This is a genomic window from Streptomyces sp. NPDC104307 (genome assembly GCF_055584045.1).
The window spans coordinates 1,373,676-1,394,115 of the sequence record NZ_JBVJMU010000001.1 but is presented as its reverse complement, the minus strand read 5'-3'; the positions used below and the strand labels follow the sequence as shown (position 1 = coordinate 1,394,115).

At 69.7% G+C, this 20,440-nt stretch carries 18 protein-coding genes and 5 pseudogenes; 13 read left to right on the top strand and 10 right to left on the bottom strand.

Annotated elements, in window-relative coordinates; all coding sequences use genetic code 11:
- Positions 1 to 574 (bottom strand): ALF repeat-containing protein (locus tag ACZ601_RS05745; protein ID WP_469533344.1); only part of this gene is annotated, 574 nt, incomplete at its 3' end.
- 280 nt (positions 575 to 854) lie between these two features.
- Between ACZ601_RS05745 and ACZ601_RS05740 the strand changes: the two are divergent.
- The 5 genes and pseudogenes from ACZ601_RS05740 (at position 855) to ACZ601_RS05720 (ending at position 5,950) form a co-directional block, all read left to right on the top strand.
- Positions 855 to 2,067, top strand: a pseudogene (locus ACZ601_RS05740) (NAD(P)/FAD-dependent oxidoreductase).
- Positions 2,064 to 2,414 carry a (2Fe-2S)-binding protein gene (locus tag ACZ601_RS05735; protein ID WP_469533342.1) on the top strand — a complete coding sequence of 117 codons (351 nt, stop codon included), beginning with the start codon at positions 2,064 to 2,066 and terminating at the stop codon, positions 2,412 to 2,414. The pseudogene ACZ601_RS05740 and the gene ACZ601_RS05735 overlap by 4 nt, the downstream one beginning before the upstream one ends.
- On the top strand, positions 2,395 to 3,855 hold the full coding sequence (locus ACZ601_RS05730) for an FAD-dependent oxidoreductase (protein WP_469533339.1): 1,461 nt from the start codon (positions 2,395 to 2,397) through the stop codon (positions 3,853 to 3,855). The genes ACZ601_RS05735 and ACZ601_RS05730 overlap by 20 nt, the downstream gene beginning before the upstream one ends.
- 99 nt (positions 3,856 to 3,954) lie before the next feature.
- Positions 3,955 to 4,864: pseudogene (locus ACZ601_RS05725) on the top strand (dihydrodipicolinate synthase family protein).
- An 84-nt stretch (positions 4,865 to 4,948) separates the two neighbouring features.
- A complete protein-coding gene (locus ACZ601_RS05720; protein ID WP_469533336.1) occupies positions 4,949 to 5,950 on the top strand; it encodes a proline racemase family protein in 1,002 nt (333 codons plus the stop codon).
- Positions 5,951 to 6,011: 61 nt separating this feature from the next.
- Here the strand turns inward: ACZ601_RS05720 and ACZ601_RS05715 are convergent, their stop codons facing one another.
- Together ACZ601_RS05715 and ACZ601_RS05710 are read right to left on the bottom strand one after the other, a co-directional pair.
- On the bottom strand, positions 6,012 to 6,221 hold the full coding sequence (locus ACZ601_RS05715) for a DUF397 domain-containing protein (RefSeq protein ID WP_469533333.1): 210 nt from the start codon (positions 6,219 to 6,221) through the stop codon (positions 6,012 to 6,014).
- Positions 6,218 to 7,054 carry a helix-turn-helix domain-containing protein gene (locus ACZ601_RS05710; protein WP_469533331.1) on the bottom strand — a complete coding sequence of 279 codons (837 nt, stop codon included), beginning with the start codon at positions 7,052 to 7,054 and terminating at the stop codon, positions 6,218 to 6,220. The genes ACZ601_RS05715 and ACZ601_RS05710 overlap by 4 nt, the downstream gene beginning before the upstream one ends.
- 162 nt (positions 7,055 to 7,216) lie before the next feature.
- Here ACZ601_RS05710 and ACZ601_RS05705 point away from each other — a divergent pair, with 162 nt between their 5' ends.
- Both ACZ601_RS05705 and ACZ601_RS05700 read left to right on the top strand, forming a co-directional pair.
- Positions 7,217 to 7,411 (top strand): hypothetical protein, encoded by a 195-nt coding sequence (locus tag ACZ601_RS05705; protein ID WP_469533890.1) that lies wholly within the window; start codon positions 7,217 to 7,219, stop codon positions 7,409 to 7,411.
- Complete coding sequence (locus ACZ601_RS05700) at positions 7,408 to 7,749, top strand: hypothetical protein (RefSeq protein ID WP_469533328.1); 342 nt, start codon at positions 7,408 to 7,410, stop codon at positions 7,747 to 7,749. Before ACZ601_RS05705 ends, ACZ601_RS05700 begins: the two co-directional genes overlap by 4 nt.
- Here ACZ601_RS05700 and ACZ601_RS05695 read toward each other — a convergent pair.
- Positions 7,746 to 9,078 (bottom strand): annotated as a pseudogene (locus ACZ601_RS05695) (IS701 family transposase). The gene ACZ601_RS05700 and the pseudogene ACZ601_RS05695 overlap by 4 nt on opposite strands.
- Before the next feature lie 115 nt (positions 9,079 to 9,193).
- The gene (locus ACZ601_RS05690; protein ID WP_469533325.1) at positions 9,194 to 9,982 is read right to left on the bottom strand and encodes a class I SAM-dependent methyltransferase; all 789 of its coding nucleotides are present in this window, start codon (positions 9,980 to 9,982) and stop codon (positions 9,194 to 9,196) included.
- Positions 9,983 to 10,202: 220 nt separating this feature from the next.
- Between ACZ601_RS05690 and ACZ601_RS05685 the strand changes: the two genes are divergently transcribed.
- A complete protein-coding gene (locus tag ACZ601_RS05685) occupies positions 10,203 to 11,309 on the top strand; it encodes a hypothetical protein (RefSeq protein WP_469533322.1) in 1,107 nt (368 codons plus the stop codon).
- Between the two features lie 38 nt (positions 11,310 to 11,347).
- Here ACZ601_RS05685 and ACZ601_RS05680 read toward each other — a convergent pair.
- Positions 11,348 to 11,575, bottom strand: a pseudogene (locus tag ACZ601_RS05680) (IS5/IS1182 family transposase); the annotation flags it as partial.
- Between the two features lie 37 nt (positions 11,576 to 11,612).
- Here ACZ601_RS05680 and ACZ601_RS05675 point away from each other — a divergent pair.
- Positions 11,613 to 12,197: a S1 RNA-binding domain-containing protein gene (locus ACZ601_RS05675; RefSeq protein ID WP_469533319.1), complete on the top strand. Its 585-nt coding sequence runs from the start codon at positions 11,613 to 11,615 to the stop codon at positions 12,195 to 12,197.
- Here the strand turns inward: ACZ601_RS05675 and ACZ601_RS05670 are convergent.
- Positions 12,197 to 12,477 (bottom strand): annotated as a pseudogene (locus ACZ601_RS05670) (IS1380 family transposase); the annotation flags it as partial. The gene ACZ601_RS05675 and the pseudogene ACZ601_RS05670 overlap by 1 nt on opposite strands.
- Before the next feature lie 252 nt (positions 12,478 to 12,729).
- On the opposite strand from ACZ601_RS05670, the gene ACZ601_RS05665 reads away from it, so the two are divergent.
- Together ACZ601_RS05665 and ACZ601_RS05660 are read left to right on the top strand one after the other, a co-directional pair.
- Positions 12,730 to 13,401 (top strand): GntR family transcriptional regulator, encoded by a 672-nt coding sequence (locus tag ACZ601_RS05665; RefSeq protein ID WP_469533316.1) that lies wholly within the window; start codon positions 12,730 to 12,732, stop codon positions 13,399 to 13,401.
- A gap of 317 nt (positions 13,402 to 13,718) precedes the next feature.
- Entirely contained in the window at positions 13,719 to 16,118 is a 2,400-nt protein-coding gene (locus ACZ601_RS05660; RefSeq protein ID WP_469533315.1) for a M9 family metallopeptidase, read from the top strand.
- A gap of 105 nt (positions 16,119 to 16,223) precedes the next feature.
- Here ACZ601_RS05660 and ACZ601_RS05655 read toward each other — a convergent pair whose 3' ends face one another.
- A complete protein-coding gene (locus tag ACZ601_RS05655; RefSeq protein ID WP_469533312.1) occupies positions 16,224 to 16,616 on the bottom strand; it encodes a guanyl-specific ribonuclease in 393 nt (130 codons plus the stop codon).
- Positions 16,617 to 16,864: 248 nt separating this feature from the next.
- Here ACZ601_RS05655 and ACZ601_RS05650 point away from each other — a divergent pair, with 248 nt between their 5' ends.
- Positions 16,865 to 17,248, top strand: coding sequence for an ATP-binding protein (locus ACZ601_RS05650; RefSeq protein ID WP_469533887.1), 384 nt, complete (start codon positions 16,865 to 16,867; stop codon positions 17,246 to 17,248).
- Between the two features lie 138 nt (positions 17,249 to 17,386).
- Here ACZ601_RS05650 and ACZ601_RS05645 read toward each other — a convergent pair whose 3' ends face one another.
- On the bottom strand, positions 17,387 to 18,475 hold the full coding sequence (locus ACZ601_RS05645) for a DUF2637 domain-containing protein (protein WP_469533310.1): 1,089 nt from the start codon (positions 18,473 to 18,475) through the stop codon (positions 17,387 to 17,389).
- Between the two features lie 191 nt (positions 18,476 to 18,666).
- On the bottom strand, positions 18,667 to 19,527 hold the full coding sequence (locus tag ACZ601_RS05640) for a (2Fe-2S)-binding protein (protein WP_469533308.1): 861 nt from the start codon (positions 19,525 to 19,527) through the stop codon (positions 18,667 to 18,669).
- 144 nt (positions 19,528 to 19,671) lie between these two features.
- Between ACZ601_RS05640 and ACZ601_RS05635 the strand changes: the two genes are divergently transcribed.
- The gene (locus ACZ601_RS05635; RefSeq protein WP_469533306.1) at positions 19,672 to 20,433 is read left to right on the top strand and encodes a GntR family transcriptional regulator; all 762 of its coding nucleotides are present in this window, start codon (positions 19,672 to 19,674) and stop codon (positions 20,431 to 20,433) included.
- Positions 20,434 to 20,440: the final 7 nt, after the last annotated feature.

Here is a 20,440-nt window from a genome sequence, read left to right as displayed (position 1 = left end):
CGCGGAGCTGTTCCGGGGTGGGGTTGGAGTCGAGGAGTTCGTTGACTTCGCGGATGACGCGCTTTCCGCTGTCGGGGTTGGCGAGGAGTTTGACGATGGCGACGGTGTCGTCCTCCGCCTGGGCGAGGCGGTAGCCGGTTTCGAGCCAGGCGCGGAGCTGTTCCGGGGTGGGGTTGGAGTCGAGGAGTTCGTTGACTTCGCGGATGACGCGCTTTCCGCTGTCGGGGTTGGCGAGGAGTTTGACGACGGTGACCGTGTCGTCCTCTGCCTGGGCCAGCCGGTAGCCGGTCTTCAGGAAGGCGCGCATGTCCTCCACCGTGCCGTTGAGGGCCTTGTTCGCCTCCCGGTCGACCCCCTTGCCGCTGTCCTCGTTCGCCATGATGCGGAGGATCGCGATACGGAGTTCTTCTTCGGACATGTCGTCCACGGGCGTGCCGGGGTCGTCCGTGGCTGCCGACGCCGTCACGGTGGCGGGTGCTGAGGAGCTACCGGCGGCGAAGGCCGGGGTGGTCAGCAGGAGAGCCGGCGTCAGGGCGGTGGCCGCTACGGCCAGAGCGGCACGGGTCAGTCTCATACGGGTGGACCTGCCTTCGGAACGCAGTGATGATCGGAGCACCGGCGAGCGTGTGCGCCGCCGCCGGGCATATGCATCTTCGCCCGTGACGGTGGCTGGAAGCACTGCCGGGTTCCGGCAGCTTTCACACTCTCCACGCTGCTATGCGCGGGCATCGCGTCCTCCCGCGCCTGTCTCGTGCGGCTTCGGTGAAGCGGTGCCGCAGGTGCATGACGAGCCGTCAAATCTGATGCGTTGAAGACCTCTTGGCCACTCCTGAGCAATGTGACATATTACTGACGTGTTCACGAGACAGCCCTTGGATGTCGTCGTTGTCGGTGCCGGAGTGGTCGGCGCCGCCTGCGCCTATTACGCGGCCCGGTCCGGACTCGCGGTCGCGGTGGTGGACAGCGGACCGGTCGCCGGTGGCACCACAGGGGCCGGGGAAGGCAACCTCCTGGTCTCCGACAAGCCGCCGGGATCTGAGCTGACCCTTGCGCTGTACTCCGCCTCTCTTTGGCGCGAGCTTGCCCAAGTGCTGCCGTCCGCGATCGAGTTCGAGGAGAAGGGTGGCCTGGTGGTCGCGGCGGACGAATCGTCGCTGGCCACCCTGACCGCGACAGCGGCCGGACAGGCGGAGGCGGGGGTGCGGACCCAGGCCGTCGCTCCGCACGAGTTGCCCGGACTCGAAACCGCACCTCGCACCCGGACTCGCGGGCGGGTTCCTCTACCCGCAGGACGCCCAGGTCCAACCGGCCCTGGCCGCAGCGCACCTGCTGCGCACGGCGCGCGAGGCCGGGGCCCGTGTCCGGCTGGGGGAGGCGGTCACGGCCGTGCTGACCGGGCCGGGCGGCACGGTGCGCGGCGTACGGACCGGCCGGGGCGATCTGCTCGCACCCGCGGTGGTCAACGCCACGGGAGTCCGGGGCGGCGAACTGGCCGCCCTGGCGGGGGTGGAACTGCCCGTGCTGCCCAGGCGCGGCTTCGTCCTGGTGACCGAGCCGCTGCCCCGGCTGATCAGGCACAAGGTGTACGCGGCGGAGTACGTGGCCGATGTGTCCAGCGGGTCGGCCGCGTTGCAGACCTCACCCGTCGTGGAGGGAACCCCCTCGGGACCCGTACTGATCGGCGCGAGCCGTGAACGGGTGGGCTTCGACCGCACGTTGTCCGTGCCGGTGATCAGCCGGCTGGCAGCCGCAGCCGCCGCCCTCTTCCCGGTGCTCGGACAGGCCCGCGTGCTCCGCGCCTACCACGGCTTCCGCCCCTATCTGCCGGACCACCTCCCGGCGATCGGCCCCGACCGCCGGGTGCCGGGCCTCTTCCACGCCTGCGGTCACGAGGGCGCCGGGATCGGGCTGGCGCCCGCCACAGCCGCACTGGTCGTCGCGGCGATCCGGGGCGAGGAACCCGCCATCGACCCCGAACCGTTCCGGCCCGACCGGTTCGAGACCGCCTCCGGCACCGCCCACGAGGGCAGCCCGGCCGACCGGTCACCGAGACAGGAGCCCTGGTGATACGTATCCGCAAGCGCATCGCAGCCCGCACCGCCGCCCGCACCCCGGCCGACGCGGTCGGTGCCGAGCCAGGGCCGGGGTTCGAGATCACCTTCGACGGCCGCCCGGTCCACGCCCTGCCGGGCCGGAGCATCGCCGCCGTCCTCTGGGCGGACTCCGTCCTCAGCTGGCGGACCACCAGGGTGAACGGACGTCCACGCGGGGCCTTCTGCGGCATCGGTTCCTGCTTCGACTGCCTGGTCACCGTGAACGGCGTCCCCAACAGGCGGGCCTGTCTGCAACCGGCTCGCCCCGGTGATGTCGTCACGACTCAGGAGGGGGACGGCCATGCCGGACTCCGCCGCTGAACGCTCGTCCGCCGCACCGCACTTCGCCGAACTCGCGGTGGTGGGCGCCGGTCCGGCCGGACTGTCGGCGGCGGTCACCGCCGCCGACAGCGGACTCGACGTGGTCCTCCTCGACGCGGCCGACGCACCCGGCGGCCAGTACTACCGCGCCCCGGCCCCCGGCCTGGGCGCCGCCCGGCCCGAGGCGCTGCACCACGGCTGGGCGCGGTTCGCCGGGCTGACCGCCCGGCTCGACCGGCACCGGGAGGCGGGCCGGATCCGCCACCTCGCCGGACATCAGGTCTGGGCCGTCGAGCGGACCGGGCCGGACTGGACCCTGCACGCCGTCACCGGCCCCGACGGCGTGGGATCCGCCACGCTCCGGGCCCGCCGACTGCTCATCGCGACCGGCTCCCACGAGCGCCAACTTCCCTTCCCCGGCTGGACCCTGCCCGGAGTCGTCGGCGCGGCCGGGGCACAGGCCATGCTCAAGTCGGGTCTGGTGCTGCCGGGACAACGCGTCGTCGTGGCGGGCAGCGGACCGCTTCTCCAGGCCGTCGCGGTCTCCCTGGCGCGCGCCGGCGCCCGGGTGCCAGCACTGGTGGAGGCCGCCGGATACAGGGCGTACGGACGCGCTCCCCGCGTGCTCGCCGCAGACCCCGGCCGGCTCCGGGAGGGGGTACGGCACTCCGCAGCGCTGGCGGGCCACCGGGTACGGGTCCTCGCCCACCGCGCGGTCACCGCCGTGCACGGAACGGAGCGGGTGGAGGGTGTCACCGTCAGCCGCCTGGACCGCGACTGGCGCCCGCTGCCCGGGACCGGGCGCCGGATCGACTGCGACACCCTGGCCGTGGGCCACGGACTGGTCCCCCAGCTCGACCTGGCCGTCGGCCTGGGCTGCGAGACCCGGTGCGGCGCCGACGGCTCGGCCGCCCTGGTGCTCGACGAGGACCTGCGCACCACCGTGCCCGGCGTCTGGGCCGCAGGCGAGCCCGGTGGCATCGGCGGCGTGCACCTCGCCCTGATGGAAGGAGAGTTGGCGGCGCTCGCGGTGACGGGTGACGCCCGCGACGGCAGCCGGGGACGGGACGCGCGCCGGATGGCGGTGCTGCGGCGGACCCGGCGGCGGATGCGCGCGTTCGCCGAGCTGATGGGCGCCGTCCACCGTCCCGGACCCGGCTGGACCGAGTGGCTCGCCGCCGACACCGAGGTCTGCCGCTGCGAGGAGGTCACCTCAGGCGCGATCCGCACGGCGGTCGACGACCTCGGCGCCGGGGACAGCCGTACGGTCAAACTCCTCACCCGGGCCGGGATGGGCTGGTGCCAGGGCCGGACCTGCGGATTCGCGGTCCGGGAGTTGGCGGGCTGCGCCGCCGAGGCCGGAGCCCCGGACCGCCGTCCGCTGGCCTGCCCGGTCCCGCTCGCCACGCTCGCCCGCGCGGTCCGCCCCGAGGACGAGTGACCTTCCGGGGCACGCACGTCTCCCGGGCGCCACCGGGGGCGCGGCCCTCTCCGTCCCCTTCGCCGGTCCATGTCAGTCCACACCTCTGAGGGAGCCCCGATGTCGACGAACTCCACTGCCCGCACAAGTCCTTGGCGAGGCGTCATGGTCGCCACGCCGCTCACCCTGCGCGAAGACCGGTCCATCGACTTCGACGCGTACGCGGCCCACGTCCGTGACCTCGTGGCCGCCGGCTGCGACGGGGTGGTGCCGAACGGCTCGCTGGGGGAGTACCAGACCCTCACGGACCAGGAGCGCGACCAGGTGGTGCGCGTCGCGGTCGAGGCCGCCGGGGACGGGGAGAGGGTGATGCCCGGGGTGTCCGCCTACGACAGCGCCCAGTCGCGCCGCCTCGCGGACCGTGCGGCGGAGGCGGGCGCCGGCTCCGTACTGCTGCTGCCGCCCAACGGCTACCCGTGCGAAGCCGCCGCCGTGCGCGCGCACTACGCCGAGGTCGCCGGGGCGGGCCTGCCGGTCGTCGCGTACAACAACCCGTACGACACCAAGGTCGACCTGACCCCGGCGCTGCTCGCGCAGCTCCACGCGGACGGGTCCATCGTGGCCGTCAAGGAGTTCAGCGGGGACGTCCGCAGGGCCTACGAGATCGCGGAGGAGGCCCCCGGACTCGACCTGTTGGTGGGGGCCGACGACGTACTGCTGGAACTCGCCCTGGCCGGTGCGGTCGGCTGGATCGCGGGCTGCCCCAACATGCTGCCCGCCGGCTGTGTCGCGCTGTACCGCGCCGCCGTCTCCGGGGAACCTGGAGACGGCCCTGCCGCTCTACCGACGGCTCCACCCGCTGCTGCGGTGGGACTCCAAGCCGGAGTTCGTCCAGGCGATCAAGGCGTCGATGGACATCGTCGGGCGGCACGGCGGACCCACCCGGCCGCCCCGGCTGCCCCTGGACGCGGAGTCCGCCGCCGCCGTGCGCGCCGCCACGGAGAAAGCGCTGGCCGAGGGGCTCGACTGACACCGGCCCGCCACAGACCGCCCGACACACCGCTCGGCGCACTGCACGCGCACGGCGGTCCGGCAGCACGACCGAGGGAGAGCCTTGCGAACGCGTCACGTATTCCACGCCGTCGACTCGCACACCGAGGGCATGCCCACCCGCGTGATCACCGGCGGAATCGGCACCGTCCCCGGCGCCACCATGGCCGAGCGACGCGACTACTTCATGGCGCACCGCGACGCGGTACGCACCCTGCTGATGTACGAGCCGCGCGGCCACGCCGCCATGAGCGGGGCCGTCCTCCAGCCGCCGACCCGCCCCGACGCCGACTTCGGGGTCCTGTTCATGGAGGTCTCGGGCTGCCTGCCGATGTGCGGACACGGCACGATCGGGGTGGCCACCGTGCTGGTGGAGACCGGCATGGTGGAGGTCACGGAGCCGGTCACCACCGTACGGCTGGACACCCCGGCCGGACTGGTCTCCGTCGACGTCCACGTCGAGGACGGCGCCGCCACCTCCGTCACCCTGACCAATGTCCCCGCCTTCTCCGCCGGACTGGGTCTTACGGCGAAGGTCCCCGGCCTCGGCACCGTCACCTACGACCTCGCCTACGGCGGAAACTTCTACGCGATGGTGCAACTGGCTGATCTGGAAATACCGTTCGACCGCTCGCGCAAGGACGAGCTGCTGGAGGCGGGACTCGCCCTGATGGACGCGGTGAACGAGACGGACCGCCCGGTCCATCCACTCGACCCGGGCATCAACGGGCTCAAGCACGTCCAGCTGATCGCGCCCGGCTCCGACGCCGTCCACTCCCGGCACGCGATGGCCATCCACCCCGGCTGGTTCGACCGGTCACCGTGCGGCACCGGGACCTCGGCGCGGATGGCCCAGCTCCATGCACGGGGCGAGCTCCCTCTGGACACCGACTTCGTGAACGAGTCCTTCATCGGCACCACGTTCACCGGCCGGCTGGTCGCGGAGACCACCGTCGGCACGCTGCCCGCCGTTGTCCCCACGGTCACGGGCCGCGCCTGGATCACCGGAACCGCGCAGTACTTCCTGGACCCGTCCGACCCGTTCCCCGAAGGGTTCCTGCTGTGAACCGCTGAACGCCGACCGCCCCGCGCAGCCCCTTGGACGGGGCGGGCGGGGCGGTTTCCGTTCAGACGATGCCGAACTCTCCGGCCTTTACACCCGCCACGAAGGACGCGAACGCGTTGGCGGGGACGGTCAGTACGGGGCCGCTCGGTCGCTTGGAGTCACGTACGGGAACCGTGCCGGTGGAGCGCGCGTTCGAAGGGGCCCATTCGACGCATGTGCCACCGTTGTCGCTGTAGCTGGACTTGACCCACAGGAGGGATTCGGTCGTCATGGGGTGCCCTTTCGAAGCTGCTTGATCATGGCCACGGATGCCGCCTGGGAGGGCGATTCGGCCTGGAGTTGATGGTAGTCCGTGAGCAGCGGCACCACGGATGTGGGCTCCCGGTCCAGGTGTCCCTGGGTCTGGGATTCGACATACGAGACCACTGATCGATCGGACAGGGTCAGCAGGTTCACGGGACGGTTGAACGTTCGGAGTTCGCCCATCGCGAATGGGGCGACTTGAACCATGGTGTGCGGTTGGGCAGCGAATTCGACCAACCAGTCGAGCTGAGCATTCATGACGCTCTCGCTGCCGACAGATCGACAGATGCAGCTTTCATCCATGATCACGATGACCATGGGCGGACGGGCCCGCACGAGTGCGGCTTGGCGCTCTATCAGGAGCGACACCCGCTCGTCGGCCTGGGCGGGCGTGATCACCCCGCGCCGGACAGCGCTGTTTGCCAATACTTGTGCGTACTCCGGCGTCTGCAGCAGTCCGGGAATGATCCCGACCTCGAATACGCGGATTTCGACGGCTCGTCCTTCGTATCCCAGGTACTCGGGGAAGCCCTCCAGCAGGCTGCCGTGCTGCATCTCGCGCCACAGGCGTTCGAAGGTGTCTCCTGTGCCCGCAATACCCAAGGCCACGTCAGCAGCTTTCGCGAAGCGTAAAGATGGCATCTTGCGACTAGTTTCGACGCCTGAAATATGCCCGCTGGAAACACCCATCCGTGCGGAGAGCTCGTCCTGCTTCCAGCCGAGCGCCTCACGTGAGCTGCGTAGCCGCGCGCCGAACGCGGCTCGCGGACTGCTTCCGGGGTCCAACTCCTTGAGGTTCATCCGTTACCCCCAACTTGGCTGGCCGACAGGCCACGTTGATTAGACCTCGACCGTAGGCCACGCTGAGCCGTCTTGGTAGTGGAATGGCTACGGAGAGGCACGATCGTGTGCGCATCAGACGGTTCGTCGAACGGGCAATCGCATCCCGCCCCCGGCACGCTCATGGTGGACACCGCCCGGCAAGACCGCGTGGGTGAGTTCCGAGGGGTCGCAGGCCCGTACTGGTCGCTCCGGCCGGTCTGCGGCGGGACCGAGTGGGATGCCGAGCCCGAGCATGTGCGCCCTGCGGACCCCATAGAGCGTCTGCGGGCCGAGAACGCACGGTGCAACGCGCGGAGTCGGGGTGAGGTGCTGTGAGGTCCCTGGTGACGTACTGCAACGAACCCGTCCGGCCGCCCTGGTTCCCCACGGCCCAGGCGCACCCGCCGGTCGGGGGCGCGGAGCTCCCCGACCGGCTCGTCTGCGAACTCCACCAGGGTCATGCCGGTGAACACGGCGGCTGCCTGGACAGCATGGGGCGCGGCACCTTTGACGTATGGCTGCGCTGGAGCGGTGGCGCCTCCAGCTACGTCTGCGCCGAACCGTGCGAACAGGTGGACCCCACCCTCGCCCCCCGGTTTCAGCAGGCGTGCTGGCTGTTCACCGGCCACGAGCCGGGCCACTCCTGGGAGTTCGAGGGCCTCCCGGACGACTAGTACTCCAGTCTGGTTTTGTGGCCTATCCAGCAGGTTCGTCTGGAGACCGCCGACGGTAGTGGCTGCGCCGGGCTGTTGCCTGGTGGCGTCTGCGCCAGATGGACCAGTGCAGCAGCCTGGCTGCGGTCGCGGCTGGCGGGGCGAAGACCGCGGTGAGCAGATGGCGGATCTCGGGGACGGTCAGGGAGATCGGGTCGCTGTCCTGAGTCGGGAAGTTCCGGCCGGCGGGTCGGCCGGGGGCCACGTCGGCGGCGACGGCGGTCAGGAAGGCCAGGGCGAGCATGGCGAGCATGATGTGCCGGTGCCACGATGTCCAGTGCCTGACCTGATAGTGGTCGAGGTCTGGAAAAACTCTTCGATGCTCCAGCGGACTCCGGCGACGCGGACGAGTTCGGCCAGTGTCGCGGTGGTGGGTGACCAGCACAGGTAGAAGGCGAGTTCGCCGGTGGTCCGGTTGCGGCGGATCAGCAGGTGGCGGTGGCTTCCGGTGCCGATGTGGATCCAGGCCCAGTCGTAGTGGCGGTACCCTTTCGCGCCTCTTCCGGCGCTGTGTCGTTGCCAGCCGTGGCGGGCAGGCACCCGGCGACGGTGTCCGCGCGGACTGTGGTGCGGCCATGGTTGATCCTCACCCGGGCCGAACAGGCGACGGCCAGCACGTAGCCGGTGCCGCGTGCTTCCAGAACGGTCCGCAGGTGGGGGGGCCTGGCCGTAGGCTTCGTCGCCGGTCACCCATGAGGCGGCGATCCCGGCTTCCAGCGCGGCGGTGATCATCTCCCCGGCCAGGCGGGGCTTGGTCGTGAACTCCACCGTCTCGGGTATTCCTGCCTCACGGCGGCGCTTGGGATCGGTGCTCCAGGAATGCTCGGGCAGGTAGAGCGTGCGGTCGATCAGGGCCCGGCCCCGGGTGGTGGCCAGGGAGAGGAACACGCCGACCTGGGCGTTCTCGATGCGTCCGGCAGTGCCCGTGTACTGCCTCTGCACTCCCGCCGAGGACCGGCCCTTCTTCAGGAAACCGGTCTCGTCGACGACGAGAACAGCATCGTCGGTGCCGAGGTGTTCGGCGGCGTAGGAACGCAGATCGTCGCGGACCGCATCAGCGTCCCATCGGGCATACCTCAGCAGACGCTGCAGGGGCCCGGGCCGCTTATGCCCCGCTCGTTCGGCCAGCTGCCAGCAGTTCCTCCGCTCGACGCCCGTCAGTAGCCCGAGCAGGTAAGAACGGGCCACCCCCCGGGGCTCAACGCGCCCGAACCTGCCCGCGATCCGGGCCGTGACCTGGTCGAACATTGCCCGCCATCGGTCAGGGTCTACGCCATGGCCTGCGGCCACCGCACGATCTTCGGGAGTCCACACAACCCTGATCATCTTGCGGCGGCCGCCCGCGTCAGGCGCTGCCGTACTGACCGTCGTCGCCTGGGCCATGGCGAGACTGCACACCGGAGTACTAATCCGCTTGCAGTACGAAGAACAGGAAGCACAGGAAGCGCGGCTCGGCCGCGATGGCCTCGGGGAACAGCTCGCGGGCGGCGGGATCAGGCTCCGGCTCGCTGATGACCGTAATCCGGAAACCGGCCCCGGTGAAAGCCTCGATCATCGTGTGCAGCGGCCTGTTCCAGCGACTCACCAGGGTGGTCTGGCCGCCCACGGTCCACTCTACGGTCCACTTGGTGGTGTCGAAGTAGTCGCACTCGGCCTCGCGACCGGCCTCACGGTGGATGAGGTTGACGGCAAAGGGATGGTCGACAGACGCGATCAGCCGACCGCCGGGCCTGAGTACGCGTCGCAGCTCGGCCAGCGCCGGCCCCCAGTCCTCCAGGTAGTGCAGCACCAGCGACGCCACTACATCGTCGAACGTGTCATCAGGGTAGGGAAGCGGGCTGCCCAGATCCGCCACCTGCAGATCCGCACCGTCGCCGAGCCGCTGCCGAGCCAGCCCCAGCATCCCGGCACTCGAGTCGAAGCCACTCACAATGGCGCCGCGGTCACGCAGCGCGGCAAACAAGGCCCCCGAGCCACAGCCCGCGTCGAGGATCCGCCGGCCAGCCACGTCTCCAGCGAGGGCCAGCATCGCGGGACGCTCGTAGTAGGCATTGACCAGGTTGGTTTCGTTCGCAGCCGTGTACGCCTCGGCGAAGCTGTTGTAGTCGTTGGTCTTCGACGGATCCACACTCACCGAGGACGGTGAAACCAGCCTGGTGGAAAACGTGTGCTCTTGGTGCTCGCCTGAGGTCATGGTGCGGGAGACGTGTGCTGCAGTAGATCGGTTCCTGGCCCGACCATCAATATGCGTGCCCACAGAGCCCGCCTGCAACTGCGCCTCGACGCAACGAATATCGGGCAGGCCCGGGCGCAGTCGACCCGCACGTGATTACGAACCCACACTGGAGTACTAGGGCGTGTATCGAGTCGTGATCAATCTATCCTGTCCGCCCCCCCCTGGATAGGATGACCACATGAAGCAAACGCTGCCGCCCTTGATCACCGAGGCGGCGGCACTGTCTGTCGCCGGAGCCGGGCGCCATCGGTACGAGATGGGCCCGGCACTGATCGGGGCAGGGGCGGATGCAACCGTCGTCATCGTCGAATCCGGGGACCGCCCAGGGGTGAGCGGCGTCCAGGACTCCACCAAGGTGCTCCTTCATGGGGACATGGTTCCTGCGCTGCACCCACGGTTCGACTTCCGGGCCGCCGTGCCCATTCACCTCTTCGCCCGACTGGACCGGGGGTGCCTTCCCCTCGGTACGGCGCTCTGCAGGGGGCGGTCGTCGGCACCTGCCGACTTCAACCACGCCGCATTGGAGCTCGACCAGCCGCTGAGCCGCGAGATTCTGAACGCGGCCCGACCGGTCCCAGCACCCGGGCCGGTGCCAGGGGTGGAGTGGGTCAATCACGTGGAAACGGATCCGATCCGGGCCCTGGAGTCGTTCGTCCTCGGCTGGTTTCCCGCTGAGGAGACGGAGTCGGCCGGGGACGAGAGCGCGGCGGGCGAACTGGGCGACCTGCCGGAGGCGTTGGCCGCCTTCCGCCGCTTGGCTCGCCTCCGCCCGGCAATCCATAGATTCCACGACCCGGTGCTGAGGCAGCCCACACGTGCTGGCGGACCGCTCGGCGATCGGTTGATCTTCGCGGTGTGGAATGGGGCCGGCATGGACTGGTCCATCCCATGGCCACCACAGGGGCCGGGCGATGCCGATCCCTCTGTGTGGCTCACCGAAGACCCTTGTGCGGAGGCTCCGGAGACGATCCTCGAAAAAGAACCCCTGAGCCGCTTCCTCCTGCAGTTCACCCTGTACGAAGGCATGAATGCCGCCCCCTACCACGCACGGACCTCTTGCATGGAAACCCAGCGCCTTGAGCCGTTGTGGAGCATGCTGCGCCCTGTACCTCTGAGTCCGTTCCTGCCCACCTATGAGGCCGACAAGTTCTTTGTGGCCCCGGGATTGCTTGCGACGGTCAGCAGCGACGAGAACGAGGCGGTCGTGACCTTTGCCGCGCTCCACCGGGGGACCCTGACGCCGCTGCTCGAACACGGGTTCCACTGGTTTTGCTTCGATGGGTGAGACACGAGGTCCGGGCGAGGGCGCATATCCGGTCGCGATCAAGGACTGCTCCGGTTGAGGTCATTGATCCAGATCATCGAGGCGCGAAGGTAGAGGCCGGCGAGGTAGCTGTCTGGTGTCTTGTCCTAGCATGTGGCGATGACTCGCCAGGCCTTGAGCTTGTTGATCAGGCGTTCGACGGTGTTCCGCTCCTTGTAGAGGTCGGAGTCGAGGCAGAGGGGTCGGCCGCCCCTGCTGCACTTCTCCTCCTCGGTGGCGGCCTCCTCCAAGGCGCGGAGGACGCCGTATGCCAGGGTTGCGGACATGGATTGGCAGACTGAGAGCCCGGAACTCTGGTCGTTCCTGGAGTCCTTGCGTCGCGGCGACATCCTGTCCGGCACCGTCGCGGCGATCGAACGGTTCGGGGTCTTCGTGGCCCTGGACGACGGGCCTGAGCACCCCACCCTGCCCGGTGTCGGTTTCCTGGGTATCCCCGAACTGTCCTGGCGGCGCTTCGATGATCCCACCGATGTTGTTCAGGTGGGGCAGCATGTCTCGTGCGAGTTCATTGGGCACGATACCCACAACGCTGAGGCCAGACTGTCTTTGAAGGTACTGGAGCCCGACCCCCTGCAGGTTTTCGCCGACCGGACAGTGGTGGGCCAGGAATTCCGTGGGACGGTTGACAGGGCGGTTCCTATCGGCGTCTTTGTCGACCTCGGGGATGGGATTTTCGGGCTGGTTCCCTTCAGAGAGATCGACGGCCGTCCTGCGGCGAGTCCGGCAGAAGTCTTCGAGGCCGGAGAGGAGATTGTCGTAGTCGTCACGGAAATCGAGGTGTCGACGCGCCGGGTGTTCCTCTCCAGGCCAGACAGTGGTCAGTACGCGGGTGTCGTGCTGCCCACGTGACGCCGGTACTTCTTCGGGATCTGGGCCAGAGCGAGTTGGGTGATGGTGACGTGGTCGGCGGCGGTGTTGCTTCCCGCGTTTCTGGACCGTAGTAGACCTGCGACCGGTTCGCCGTTGCCGGTGTCGCTGCTTTTGTGATCGTCGAAGGTCATCTGGATCGCGGTGGCGTTCTGCTTCCCGGAGTGGGCCAGCACGAGCACCCCGTCCAGGTCCGCGGTCACCTGCCCTGCGACGTCTGGGGCCGCGTCCTGGCCAGCTTCCAGTCTCGTTCGCGGGCTTCGGCCCACAACCGCCCGACCGCCGCCCTCGATGCGGACGCGTGGAGAGGAACCGATACGCATCTTCACCTGAGAAGTGCCTCCGACGGTGGCAGGAAGAAGGACCTCGGCAATCCTCATTCTTGCTGCTCAGAGGCGTTTCCGCTTACCGGACCAGCCCTCGGGCAACCCGCTTCATGAAAGCGCGAGGCTAGGCGGTGCCATGACAACGTCACATTGTATTCTGGGTCTCCGCACGGTGCTGGAGGACAGACATGGCCCGCCTCACGTCGCTCAACGCGATCTCGGCGCAGGAACATCTGCGCGACCAGGTGGCGCACGCGCTGCGGGCGGCCCTGATCGCCGGTGAGTTGAGGCCGGGCACGATCTACTCGGCTCCGGCGCTCGCCTCCGAGTTCGGCGTCTCCGCCACGCCCGTCCGTGAGGCGATGCTCGATCTGGCCCGGGAGGGGCTCGTCGAGGCCGTCCGCAACAAGGGCTTCCGGATCACCGAACTGACCGATCAGGATCTCGACGACTTCACCGAACTCCGGGCCATGATCGAGGTCCCCACCGTCGGCAGGATCGCGCGGATGGGGCTGACGGTGGAGCTGGAGGCGCTGCGCCCCGTCGCGAAGGAGATCGTCGAGGCCGCGCGACGGCACGACATCCTGGGCTACCTGGAGGCGGACCGCCGCTTCCACCTCGCCCTGCTCGGGCTGGCCGGGAACCGCCGGCTGGTCGAGGAGGTCGGTGAACTGCGCAAGCGCTCCCGCCTGTACGGGCTCAACAGGCTTTCCGAGTCAGGTCAGTTGACCGCCTCCGCAGAGGAGCACGTGCAGCTGCTGGATCTGGTCATCGCCGGGGACGCCCCTGGCGCCGAGGCCTGCATGCTCGCCCATATGTCGCACGTCCGGTCCCTGTGGGCCGACGGCACGAAGGCCTGACACCGCCGAACCCCCACCGCTCCCCGGCGAGCGCCTGACCCGGACGCGACGCGTCGTCCGGGTCCGTCGCCATGTCCGGCTCCGTATGCGTGATCCGCCGCAAGTCTCGCTCCAATAGCCGGAGTTGGCGTGCAGACGAATTCGGGCCCAACCGCTTCCTAAGGACATGTGACATGTGCCATTGTACAGGCGGTCGCGATTGAGGTCGTGTTCATGCCAGACGTTCATCCCTGCCCGGTCTCCCCCGACCTCGACCGCGCACCATCCCCCACGGCCGCGCAACGTCGCGCGGCCACCACTCCGCTGGGAGGCGGCACGTGAAGAACCGATCGGTTCGTCAGAGATTCACCGGACTGTCCACCGTGGCCCTGGCGGCCTGCCTTGGCGTCGGCATGCTCGCGGCACCGAGCCGGGCGGCGGAGGTCCGCCCCTCCGTCGCCGCGACCGCGAGCGTGCGGGCCGCCGCACACAAGGCCGCAGACCAGGCCCCGGACCCGGCCACGTCGGCAACGGGCGGCCCCGCCGCACAGGCCCTCACCGCGCCCGTCCAGGACGCCGGCCACATAGCCGACAAGGCGCTCAAGCCTGCGGACAGACCGCCCACGACCGCTTCCAAGGACGCGCTGCGGCGCGACTACGACGCCCCGGACACCGCCGCGCCGAGCCACCCCGCCCCCTCGATGAAGGCGAAGGCCCGCGCCGCCGCCAGGTCGGCCGGCACCGGCGCGGCAGCCGCCTGCTCCGTCGCGGACTTCACCAGCCGGACCGGCAGCGCGCTGGTGCAGCAGATCAAGTCATCGACGACCGACTGCGTCAACACCCTGTTCAACGTCAAGGGTAACGACGGCTACCTCGCCTTCCGCGAGGTCCAGATGGTCAGCGTCGCGAACGCGATGCGCGACGGATCGGCCGCCTACCCCGGGGACAGCAGCACGGGCATGCCGCAGCTGGTCCTCTTCCTGCGGGCCGGCTACTACGTCCAGTACTACGACCCCGGCACCGTCGGCAGCTACGGCGCCCCGCTGCGCACCGCGATCCAGGGCGCGCTGGACGGCTTCTTCGCCTCCGGGCACGCGGGTGATGTCACGGACGCCAACGGCGAGACCCTGGCGGAGGCCGTCACCCTCATAGACAGCGCCGAGCAGAACGCCCGCTACCTGTATGTCGTCAAGCGCCTGCTCGCCGACTACAACTCCTCCTACGACAGCTCCTGGTACATGCTCAACGCGGTCAACAACGTCTACACCGTGACCTTCCGCGGCCACCAGGTGCCCGAGTTCGTCAGCGCCGTGGAGGCGGACCCGAGCCTGCTCGACTCGCTCGCCGGATTCGCCCGTGACCATCTGAACCTGCTCGGCACGGACAAGTCGTACCTGACCTCCAACGCCGGTCGCGAGCTGGCGCGCTTCCTCCAGGAGGAGTCGCTGCGGCCCAAGGCCCGCCCGCTCGTCACCGACCTGCTCGGCCGCACCTCGATGACCGGCACCACCGCGCCGCTCTGGGTCGGGCTGGCGGAGATGACCGACTACTACGACGCGGCCAACTGTTCCGCCTACGGCACCTGCGACCTCTCGGCACGCCTCAAGAGCGCCGTCCTCCCGGTCAACTACACGTGCAGCGACAGCATTCGCATCCTGGCCCAGCAGATGTCCTCCGGCGATCTCGCGACCGCCTGCACCAGCCTGCGCAACCAGGACGCCTACTTCCACGAGGTGGTGCGCGACAAGGGACCCGTCGCCAACGACCGGAACAGCACCATCGAGGTGGTCGTCTTCGATTCGAGCGCCGACTACCAGACGTACGCCGGGGCCATCTACGGCATCGACACCAACAACGGCGGCATGTACCTCGAAGGCGACCCGGCCGCGGCCGGCAACCAGCCGAGGTTCATCGCCTACGAGGCCGAGTGGGTCCGGCCCGAGTTCCAGATCTGGAACCTCAACCACGAGTACACGCACTACCTCGACGGCCGGTTCGACATGGCCGGTGACTTCGAGGCGGGCATCACGACACCGACCATCTGGTGGGTCGAGGGCTTCGCGGAGTACATCTCCTACAGCTACCGCGACGTCACCTACGACGACGCCCTCACCCAGGCCGCCGCGCACACCTACACCCTGCGCACCCTGTTCGACACGACGTACGAGAACGCCGACCAGACCCGCGTCTACAACTGGGGCTACCTGGCCGTCCGGTACATGCTCCAGTCGCACCGCGCCGACGTGGACAAGCTGCTGGGCCTCTACCGGACCGGTGACTGGAACGGCGCCCGCACTCTCCTCACCTCCACCATCGGCAGCCGCTACGACGCCGACTGGAACAGCTGGCTGACGTCCTGCGCGGCGGGCAGCTGCGGCACCACCACCAACCCGCCCACGGAGCCGGGCACCGAGTGCGCCGCCGCCGACAGCCGTGAACTCGGCCAGAACTGCGCTCGCAGCGGGCAGCAGGCCACCAAGGGCAACTACTCCTACCTCTACCTCTACGTGCCCGCCGGTACCGCCCGGCTGACGATCACCACGAGCGGTGGCACGGGGGACGCCGACCTCTACTACAACGCCGCAGGCTGGGCCACCAAGGACGCCTACACCACCCGGGCGACCGGCAGCGGGAACGCCCACACCCTGACCGTCGAGCATCCGGCCGAGGGCGCCCACTACATCAGCCTGTACGCCGTGCGGGACTTCGGCGGAGTGAAGGTCTCCGCACAGTACTGACCGGTCTCCGCACGGTACTGACCGGTCCGCGCGCGGTACTGAGCCGGACGAAGTGATCCGCGCCGCAGGTGGGGGACTGCGGCGCGGATCCGACCGGGAGGTGGTTCAGCAGCCGAAGTCGACCAGGTCGAACGTCTCGTAGTGGTCGGAGGTGTAGTAGTCCTCCTGGGTCTCCTCGCCGGTCACGATCCGGCGTGCTCCACGGGTGGGGGCGCCAGGGGTGATGACGGTGTACTCGTGGTAGTACCCGGTGCTCTGTCCGGGCAGGACGCCTTCGCGGTTCTGGAAGACGACACCGTCCTGGTCGTAGGGGAACGGGCCACCCTCGTCGATGAGATCGAGGGTGTCGTGCGCCTGGGAGGGAAGGGCGGAGTAACAGATGTCACCGACCGAGGCGGGGGCCGCGGTGGCGGTCGCGGCGACAGGGCCGCCGACGAAGAGGACGGACAGGAGGGCGGCGACGCCGCCGAGCGTGGTGATCCGTGGGGGGATTCGCATACCCACCATGATGACGCGCGTAGATGCTGTCCCGTCAACGCCAACTGCTGTGAATTTTTCGCAAGTTAACCTGAACGGCGGAAGATCCACCCCGCGCCACCGGTTCCTCCCGGACTCCGTGGTTCCGCACTCATTGACGTCCGGGAAAGCGTGACGGCCCGTGGGCGGGGCATGCATTGCGTGAAACGCATTCGACGAGAAGGGGGCGATTCACTGTGCGGGCGGGGGAGACGATGGAGCGTCAGGAAATGGGCCGGCTGCATCGCAGACTGTGCGGAGCCGATCTGGCAGCGGTATCCGAAGTGCGGTGTGCCGTACGGGAATTACTGAGATACCGCTGGAAGGAGGAGCCCGCCCAGGTGGCCGAGCTGCTGCTCAGCGAACTGGTGACCAACGCACTGGTCCACACGGACGAGGGCGCGGTCGTCGCCGTCAGCGTCGCGCCGCAGAAGCTCCGGGTGGAGGTGAGGGACTTTGTACCGGGGATGCCCGTGTCGCACGTACCGAACGCCGACGACGGTACGCACGGCAGGGGGCTGATCCTGGTGGAGAGCCTCGCGGACGCCTGGGGGATCAGTCCGAAGGCACTCGGCAAGGTGGTCTGGTTCGAGCTGGACGGCGAACGGCCCTGACCATCGGTCGGATGGTCAGGGCCGTTCATCGCCAACTGTGCTGAGCCGCTGTGCTGAGCCGCTGTTCTGAGCCGTCGGCCGAAGCGGCGCCGGCCTCGCGGCCGTGACCGTGCCGGCCTGCCGGCCGACCCCCGGGGGTCAGCCGAACTGCTGCTCCAGGTCCTTCAGTTTCTGCTCCAGCGTATCGAGCCGGGGCAGGGCCTGGGTGTCGTCGTCCTCCACGCTGAGGTCGACCGCTCTCGGATCAGTCGTGCTCGGATCCGGGGCGTTCTTGGAGCTGGAGCCGGTGACGGCTTGCAGGGATGGCCGGGGTCGCAGGGGCAGCTGACCCGGCTCGGATATGGCGGGCTCCGCGACGGACTGTGCGGAGCCCGTCGAGGCGGTGAGGGCCTGGACGTCCACCTGGGCGCTGCCCCGGCCCACCCGGCCCCAGGCCCGGTTCTGCCGGTTCAGGGCCTTGATCTGGGCCCGGTCCAGTTTCTCCTGATCCTTTCTGCGGAGACGGTTCTGCTCGTGTTCCCTGCGGTCCTCGCGTACCTCGTCGACCGCCTCGTCCAGGGTGCGGACGCCCTCCAGGAGCATCAGCGACCAGGCGCCGAAGGTCTCCCGGGGCGCGCGCAGCCACCGCACGATCCGGATCTGCGGCAGCGGACGGGGCACCAGGCCCTGCTCGCGCAGCGCGGCGACCCGGGTCTGCTTCAGCGCCCGGTCGAAGAGCACGGCCGCCGAGAGCGACATCCCGGCGAAGAAGTGCGGGGCGCCCGCGTGGCTCAGGCCGCGCGGTGCGTGCACCCAGTTGAACCAGGCGGCGGCGCCCGCGAAGGTCCACACCAGCAGCCGGGAGCCGAGCGCCGCGTCGCCGTGGCTGGCCTCCCGTACGGCGAGCACGGAGCAGAACATCGCTGCCCCGTCGAGGCCGAAGGGGACCAGGTACTCCCAGCCCCCGGCGAGGCCGAGGTTCTGCCGGCCGAAGCCGACGAGCCCGTGGAAGGAGAGCGCGGCGGCGACCGCCGCGCAGCAGAACAGCAGAACGTACGAAGCCGTGGCGTACAGCGCTTCCTTGCGTCTGCGGCGGTCCTCGCTGCGTTCCCAGGTGTCGTCGGCCGCAGATGTCTCGGCGGCGCGCTTGCCGCGTGCGACCAGCGCCACCGCCACCGCCGCCATGACTCCCGCGAGCAGCACGGCGCCCGGAAGCAGCCAGTCGAGCGATATGTCGGTCAGTCTCATGCGCGGTCCCTTGCGTCACGTAGGGCGTTTCGGGCGCCATCGTGGCGGAGATTCGCTCAAGTCCTGGCCGTTTCGGGGCAAGTGAACGCCAATGGGGTGGCTGAGCCGGTGGATTTCCGCGATCTGGTCGAACGCCCCTCGGTGGCGGGGCAGTTGTGTTCGATTCACGTCACCCTTGCGGGAGGTGTGGATCAGGGAGCGGGTGTCAGCTTCTGGATGCGGTCGGCATCGCAGGTGCGCGGGCAGGTGACACAGGTGTCCTCCGGCCGCAGCGTGTAGAAGAGGCAGCAGCTCGCCCGGTCCCTGGTGGGCAGTGACTCGCCGTCCGGGCCGGTCAGTTCGCGGAAGCCCGCCGTGCCGACGTACGGCTTCGTGGTGCCGGGCAGGAGGGCCTCCAGCTCGGCCATGGCGCGCCGCTCCTCGCCCAGGAGGTGGGCGATGTACCAGAGGCCCTCGACGACCTCGTCGGTCGCCATCCCCCACAGGGCCCGCTTTCCGCGCCGCATCCTCGGCCCGAACCCGTCGAGCACCGGCCCGAGGTGTTCGGCCACGGAGGCGAGGACCTCAGCGCGCAGCGCGGACTCGTCCGCCACCACTCGGGCGCCCGGCAGCGCCGCCGCCGGATCGTCGGGCAGGCAGGCGAACTCCCTTACCCGGAGGGTGAGATGGCCCGATGCCCGCTGGAAGGCGACATCCTCGACCGGGATCCTCGGCACCCGCCGGTGCAGGAACCACGGCACGGTCACCAGCAGACAGGCGGGCCAGGCATAGCGGTGCAGTCCGAAGCTGGCGACCACGTCGGGCCGGGCCTGCTGTCCGTAGTCCCGCAGGACCTGCGCGTTGTCCCAGGCGAGGAAGGTGTCCAGCGCGGCGCCACCGGCAGCCAGCTCGTGCGCGCCGACCCAGCCGACGCCGTCCGGGGCGGACTCGCCGTCCGTGAGCACCTCTGCGCGGAGCCCCGGGAAGACCTCGGCCAGACGCGCGTACGCCCCGGTCACGGCCGAGGACGCCGCTGCGGGGAGCGGGGCGGGGAGCAGGGCGGGGAGGGGCATGCGCGGACCACCGTATCGCGATCGTTTAGAGGTAAGCCTTACCTTACCCGACCTGATCGATGTTTGAACTGCGGCCTCCTCCGCCTATCGTGCACAAAGGACACGGCGCGGGCGAGCTGTGCCCGCAGGTCAGAGGAGGCAGCCGTGGAGCAGGGCAGAGGGTGTGAGGAGGTGCGGCCGTCGTACGCGTCCGTCGCCTCCGTGACCGCCCACTCCTCCGTCCGGGTCCCCGAACAGGCCCGCGGCGAGCACACCCACGGCGAGCCGTCCCCGCCCCGGCCCGTGGTGCGGCGGCACTCCGTGCGCGGCCAGATCCTGGACGCCCTGCGCGCCGCCCTCGTCGACGGCGAGCTGATCCCCGGGCAGGTCTACTCCGCCCCCGCCCTCGGCGCCCGCTTCGGCGTCTCCGCGACCCCGGTCCGCGAGGCGATGCAGCAGCTGGCCGGCGAAGGGGCCGTAGAGGTGGTGCCGAACCGGGGCTTCCGGGTCTCCGAGCGCGGCCCGCACGAGCTGGCCGAGCTCGCGGAGGTACGGGCGCTGATCGAGGTCCCCGTCATGCTCCGGCTCGCCCGCAGCGTGGAGCCCGCGGGCTGGTGCGCCCTGCGCCCGCTGGCCGACGCCACCGTGGCGGCGGCGGCCGTCGGTGACCGCGCCAGTTACGCGGAGGCCGACCGGGCCTTCCACGGAGCGGTGCTCGCCCTCTCCGGCAACACCCAGCTCGTCGCGGTGGCCGACGAGCTGCACCGCCGCTCCCAGTGGCCCCTGGAGACCAATCCGCCCGCCCGCCGCGCAGACCTGCTGGCGGACGCCTCCGAGCACACCGCGCTCCTGGACGCGCTGATCGCCCAGGACGTGGTGGTCGTGCAGTCGCTGGTACGGGAGCACTTCGCCGGTTCCGGGGGCTGATTCCGGC